The 6,432-nt window shown below is 73.1% G+C and carries 4 protein-coding genes; 3 read left to right on the forward strand and 1 reads right to left on the reverse strand.

What is annotated here, in order from left to right; all coding sequences use genetic code 11:
- On the reverse strand, nt 1-785 hold a 785-nt coding region (locus tag PV721_RS39725), incomplete at its 3' end, for a nucleotide sugar dehydrogenase (protein WP_319733184.1).
- Between the two features lie 232 nt (nt 786-1,017).
- Between PV721_RS39725 and PV721_RS39730 the strand changes: the two genes are divergently transcribed.
- The 3 genes from PV721_RS39730 to PV721_RS39740 form a co-directional block, all read left to right on the forward strand.
- On the forward strand, nt 1,018-2,724 hold the full coding sequence (locus PV721_RS39730) for a glycerol-3-phosphate dehydrogenase/oxidase (RefSeq protein ID WP_319733186.1): 1,707 nt from the start codon (nt 1,018-1,020) through the stop codon (nt 2,722-2,724).
- A 1,028-nt stretch (nt 2,725-3,752) separates the two neighbouring features.
- Nucleotides 3,753-5,708 (forward strand): serine/threonine-protein kinase, encoded by a 1,956-nt coding sequence (locus tag PV721_RS39735; RefSeq protein ID WP_319733190.1) that lies wholly within the window; start codon nt 3,753-3,755, stop codon nt 5,706-5,708.
- A gap of 77 nt (nt 5,709-5,785) precedes the next feature.
- A partial coding sequence (locus tag PV721_RS39740; RefSeq protein WP_319733188.1) for a protein kinase occupies nt 5,786-6,432 on the forward strand: 647 nt, incomplete at its 3' end.

Here is a 6,432-nt window from a genome sequence, read left to right on the forward strand (position 1 = left end):
GTGTGGGGGAGGTAGTTCGGGTCCAGGGGGACGCCGTGGCCGCCGACGCCGGGGCCGGGGCGGAAGGCCTGGAACCCGTACGGCTTGGTCTCGGCGCAGCGGATGACGTCCCACAGGTCGACGCCGAGGTCGTGGCAGAGCACCGCCATCTCGTTCATGAGGGCGATGTTGACGTGCCGGTAGTTCGTTTCGAGGAGCTGGACGGTCTCGGCCTCGCGCAGCCCGCGGGCGCGGACCACCTTCTCGGTGAGGCGGGCGTAGAAGGCGTGCGCGGACTCGGTGCAGGCGGGGGTGAGGCCGCCGATCACCTTGGCGGTGTTCGCGATGCCGTGGGTCCGGTTGCCCGGGTCGTGGCGGCTGGGGGAGTAGGCCAGGTGGAAGTCCCGGCCGGCCCGGAGCCCCGAGCCCGATTCGAGGATCGGGCGCAGGTAGTCCTCGGTGACGCCCGGGTGGACGGCGGATTCGAGGATCACTGTGGTGTGCGGGCGCAGCCGCGCGGCGAGCGCGCGGCCGGCCTCGCCGACGGCGGAGAGGTCCAGTGCGCGATCGGCGCCGAGCTGGGTGGGGGCGCAGATGACGGCCGTGCGGACCCGGCCGAGCTCGGCGGGGTTGGTGGTCACCCGGAAGCCGGCCGCCGACATGCGGCGGGTCTCGGCGGCGGTGAGGGTGGAGTCCGTGACCGGACCGCTGTCGTAGCCGACCGTCTCGATCCCGGCGGCGACGGCCGCCTGGGCGAGTGGGAGGCCAAGATGGCCGAGTCCGATGACGGCGAGATCTGCGGGCATGGGGGTGCCGTCCCTTCCCTGACATGAGGGGGCTGCCGCGCAAGTCCTCCGGGGGGACAGGGGAGCTGGCGCAATGTCAGACTAGGCTTATATATGACAGATATGTCGCATTGCGGGGTGAAGGTCATCGTTGTGTTGTCCACAGGCGGTGGCCGATGTGGGTGCGGGCGGTCAGACTCATGAAACGGGGGCATGTGAGCGGGGATCTCACCCGCACCAACGGGAGGCAGCCGTGAGGACAGCGACACTGGGGCCGGTGCAGCGGGCCGAAGCCCTCACCCGGATGGCCGAACGCGAACTGGACGTGCTGGTGGTGGGCGCGGGCGTGGTGGGCGCGGGCACCGCGCTCGACGCCGCCACCCGCGGCCTGTCGACCGGCCTGGTGGAGGCTCGGGACTGGGCCTCGGGCACCTCCAGCCGGTCCAGCAAACTGATCCACGGCGGCCTGCGGTACCTGGAGATGCTCGACTTCGCCCTCGTACGGGAGGCGCTGAAGGAGCGCGGCCTGCTGCTGGAGCGGCTCGCCCCGCACCTGGTGAAGCCGGTGCCCTTCCTGTACCCCTTGCAGCACAAGGGCTGGGAGCGGCTGTACGCGGGCTCGGGCGTCGCGCTGTACGACGCGATGTCGGTCTCCAGCGGGCACGGGCGGGGTCTGCCGGTGCACCGGCACCTGTCGCGCAAGCGCGCGCTGCGGGTGGCTCCGGCGCTGCGCAAGGACGCGCTGGTGGGGGCCCTTCAGTACTACGACGCCCAGATGGACGACGCGCGGTACGTGACCACGCTGGTGCGGACGGCCGCGGCGTACGGGGCGCACTGCGCCAACCGGGCGAGGGTGATCGGCTTCCTGCGCGAGGGCGAGCGGGTGGTCGGCGCGCGGGTCCAGGACGTGGAGGGCGGCGGTGAGTACGCCATCCGGGCGAAGCAGGTCGTCAACGCGACCGGGGTGTGGACGGACGACACCCAGGCGCTGATCGGGGAGCGCGGGCAGTTCCACGTACGGGCCTCGAAGGGCATCCACCTGGTCGTGCCGAAGGACCGGATCCATTCGAGCACCGGGCTGATCCTGCGGACCGAGAAGTCGGTGCTGTTCGTCATCCCGTGGGGACGGCACTGGATCGTGGGGACCACGGACACCGACTGGGACCTGGACAAGGCGCACCCGGCGGCGTCGAGCGCGGACATCGACTACCTGCTCGAGCACGTGAACTCGGTGCTGGCGGTGCCGCTGACGCGCGATGACGTCCAGGGCGTGTACGCGGGCCTTCGGCCGCTGCTGGCCGGCGAGTCGGACGCGACGAGCAAGCTCTCGCGCGAGCACACGGTGGCGCACCCGGTGCCCGGGCTGGTGGTGGTCGCGGGCGGCAAGTACACGACGTACCGGGTCATGGCGAAGGACGCCGTCGACGAGGCCGTGCACGGGCTCGACCAGCGGGTGGCGGAGTGCGTGACGGAGGACGTGCCGCTGGTGGGGGCGGAAGGGTACCGGGCGCTGTGGAACGGGCGGGCGAGGATGGCCGCCCGGACGGGGCTCCATGTGGTGCGGGTGGAACACCTGTTGAACCGCTTCGGGTCCCTGACGGAGGAACTGCTGGACCTGATCGCCGCCGATCCGGGACTGCGCGAGCCGGTGTCCGGGGCGGACGACTACCTGCGGGCGGAAATCGTGTACGCGGCCTCGCACGAGGGGGCGCGGCACCTGGACGACGTGCTGACGCGGCGGACGCGGATCTCGATCGAGACCTTCGACCGGGGGGCGCGTTCGGCGCGCGAATGTGCGGAGTTGATGGCTCCGGTGCTGGGGTGGGACGAGCAGCAGATCGAGAAGGAAGTGGAGCACTACGAGAAGCGGGTCCAGGCGGAACGGGAATCGCAGCGCCAGCCGGACGACCAGACGGCGGATGCGGCGCGGCTGGGGGCGCCCGACATCGTTCCGTTGTAACTCCGGAACCCGGGAAGGGGAACCGCGGACCCGGGGGGCCCGTCCGTTGCGGAGTGAGGAACAATGAGGGTTCTGCCGGGGCGGGTTACCGCGGGCCCCGGCCGCCGGGTCGCTCAGCCGCTGGGGCAGGCGGAGCAGCGGCAGGATCGCAGAGGGGACGCATGTCGAAGCCGGAGCACACCGAGTCACCTGCCGGGGCGCCTGCCGGTACGCCTGCGGCGACGCCTGACGGTGCGGAGCCGGCGGCCACGTCTGCGTCTGCGCCTGCGGCGAAGCCTGAGGACGCGAAGCCTGCCGGTACGCCTGCGGCGACGCCTGACGGTGCGGAGCCGGCGCCTGCGCCTGGGGCGAAGCCCCGGGGTGCGAAGTCGGCCGGGACGCCGGGGGCGAAGCCGGTGCCCGCGCCTGGGGCGGTGCCTGACGGTGCGAAGTCGGCGGCCACGTCTGCGTCTGCGCCTGCGGCGAAGCCTGAGGACGCGAAGCCTGCCGGGGCGCCTGGGGCGGTGCCTGACGGTGCGAAGTCGGCGGCCACGTCTGCGTCTGCGCCTGCGGCGAAGCCTGAGGACGCTAAGCCTGCCGGGGCGCCTGCAGCGGTGCCTGACGGTGCGAAGTCGGCGGCCACGTCTGCGTCTGCGCCTGGGGCGAAGCCCCGGGGTGCGAAGTCAACCGGGACGCCTGGGGCGAAGCCCGGGGGTGCGAAGTCGGCCGGGGTGCCTGCGGCGGAGCCCGAAGCTGCGAAGGCCGAAGCCGCGAAGCCCCGGTTGGGCAAGGCCGCTCCGGTGACTGCGGCGAAGCCCGGGCCGGAGGACGCGAAGCCGGAGGCGGGCAAGGCCGAGCCCGAGGACGCCCGGCCGGTGGCTGCGAAGCCGGAGCCGGGCAAGGTCGCGCCCGCGGCCAAGCCCGCCGACGCCGAGCCCGCGGCGCAGGATGCGAAGCCCGAGTTGCGCAAGGCCAAGGCCGCCGCGCCTGCGAAGCCGCTTGCCAAGGCGGGCGAAGGGGTCAATCCCGTCGTCGAGAAGGCCGATGCCATGGCGGCCGCCGTCAAGGCCGCTGCGGCGAAGGCGGCCGGGGGCGGGCAGGACAAGGGGCGGTTGCTGGCCGGGCGCTACCGGCTGGGGGCCGTGCTCGGCAAGGGCGGCATGGGCACCGTCTGGCGGGCCCAGGACGAGACCCTGGGCCGTACGGTCGCCGTCAAGGAGCTCCGCTTCAGCACCGGGGTCGACGAGGACGAGAAGCGCCGCCTCATCACCCGTACCCTCCGCGAGGCCAAGGCCATCGCCCGGATCCGCAGCGGCGGCGCCGTCACCGTCTACGACGTGGTCGACGAGGACGGCCGGCCGTGGATCGTCATGGAGCTCATCGAGGGCGCCTCGCTCGCCGAGTTCGTACGGGAGAACGGTCCGCTGACCCCCCGTCGCGCCGCCGAGGTCGGCCTCGCCGTGCTCGACGTGCTGCGCGCCGCCCACGGGCAGGGCATCCTGCACCGCGACGTCAAGCCCTCCAACGTGCTCATCGCCGGCAACGGCCGCGTCGTGCTCACCGACTTCGGCATCGCGCAGGTCGAGGGCGACCCCTCCGTCACCTCCACCGGCATGCTCGTCGGCGCCCCCTCCTACATCTCCCCCGAGCGCGCCCGCGGTCAGAAGCCCGGCCCGCCCGCCGACATGTGGTCGCTCGGCGGCCTGCTGTACGCCTCCGTCGAGGGAGTGCCCCCGTACGACAAGGGGTCCGCGCTCGCCACCCTCACCGCGGTGATGACCGAGCCCGTGGACCCGCCGAAGAACGCCGGCCCCTTGTCCGAGGTCATCTACGGACTGCTGGTCAAGGACCCCGCGCTGCGGCTCGACGACGCCCGGGCGCGGGCCCTGCTCACCGCCGTGGTCAACGCGCCCGAGCCGGTGCCGGCTCCCGTGGCGGCCCCGGCCGCCGCCGAGGAGACCCGGCAGATCTCCCTCGCGGACGCCAAGGCGGCCGCGGACAAGGCGTCCGCCGAGAAGGCCGCCGAGAAGGCGGCGAAGAAGGAACGCGAACGCCGTGAGCGCGAGCAGCGCGAACGCGCCCGCGCCGCGCTGAAGTCGGCCCGCAAGGCGGCCACCGCCGCGGCGGCCACGACGGCCGTCTCGTCCGCCGAGCCGCCGAAGGCCAAGCCGTCCCCCGTGGCGGCGCCGCTCACCGACGTCATGCCGCGCCGCACCATCGCGCTGGCCATAGCCGCCGTGGTCGTGGTGCTGGCCGTGGTCGGCTCGCTGATCGCCTACGCCATGAGCGACGACGACAAGGGCGCCAAGAACGAGGGCAAGGGCGGCGAGCCCACCCCGGCCGCCTCCGCCCCGCAGACCCCGGGCGGGAACAAGCAGGTCTCCCCGAAGCCCTCGGAGAACACCGGTGAGTCGGGCGGCAGCGCCGGTACCGGTACCGGTACCGGTACCACCACGGGTACGGGGGGCCAGCCGGGCCAGGGCCAGCAGACCCCGGCCGTGAGCCAGGGCCAGGGCGCCACCTCCGGCGGCGCCGGCGGTACGCTCCCGGCGGGATACGCCTTGGTGCAGGACTTCGGGTTCCACTTCACGATGGCGATGCCCGAGGGCTTCAAGCAGATAGACATAGCGGGCGACAACTCCGGCGGCATATACGCCCGTGAAACCGGTGGCTTCCCGCGGATCCAGGTCGACTACACCAACAAGCCGGGCGACGACGCGCGTCTCGCCTGGACCAAGGCGGCCCCCAGCGTGGCGGGCAGCAGCAAGGGATACCGGCAGATCCGGATCGACCTGGTGGACTACCGGGGTTATCCGACCGTCGCGGACTGGGAGTTCGAGCGGGAGCAGAAGGGGATCAAGGTCCGGGTGCTCAACCGGGGCTTCAAGCTGGATGCGACGCACGGCTACGCCATCATGATCAGCTGCGCCGCCGACCAGTGGGACGGCGCCGAGTGCACCCAGATGCGCAACACCGCCTTCGAGACCTTCCAGCCGCTCGGCTGACCCCGGGACGCGGGCGCCCTCGGCGACGTATCGTGTCAGCGGGGCCATGGGGGGCCCACGCACTCGGGGGAGGCGATGTGGAGGAGTACGCGGGTCGGATCCTGGCCGGCCGTTACCGTCTGCCGCTGCCCCCGTCCGACGCGTACGAGCTGGTCGAGACCCGGGCCTTCGACACGCGCACCGGGCAGGAAGTCCTGGTCCGGCAGGTGCCGTTGCCGGAGGTCGTGGACGCCGAGCTGCTGGACGGGCAGCGGCCCGTCCCGGCGGCGGCGCGCCGCTCGCCCGCGGACCTGCCGGCCGTGCGGCGCGCGATCGAGGCGGCGCAGGCGGCGGCCTCGATTCCGGACCACCCCCGGCTGGACCAGGTCTTCGACGTCTTCGCCGAGGGCGAATCGCTGTGGATAGTGAGCGAACTGGTCCCGGCCCGGCCGCTGGCCGCTCTGATCGCCGATGAACCGCTGAGCCCCTACAGGGCGGCTGAGGTGGCGTCGGACGTGCTGACCGCGCTGCGCGTGCTGCACGCGCACGGCTGGACGCACCGGAACATCACCGTCCGGACGGTGCTGGTGTGCGATGACGGCCGGGTCGTGCTGACGGGCCTGGCGGCCGGCGCGGCGGAAGAGGCCCTGTGCGGCTACGACCCCGTGCCGAACTCCGCCGACCCCGACGCCGCCGGCCGCCAGGCCCGTCAGCACGACCCGGCCGTCATCGCACACCAGCACCG

Origin of the sequence: Streptomyces sp. MB09-01 (genome assembly GCF_033794505.1) — a bacterium.
Lineage (GTDB): Bacteria > Actinomycetota > Actinomycetes > Streptomycetales > Streptomycetaceae > Streptomyces.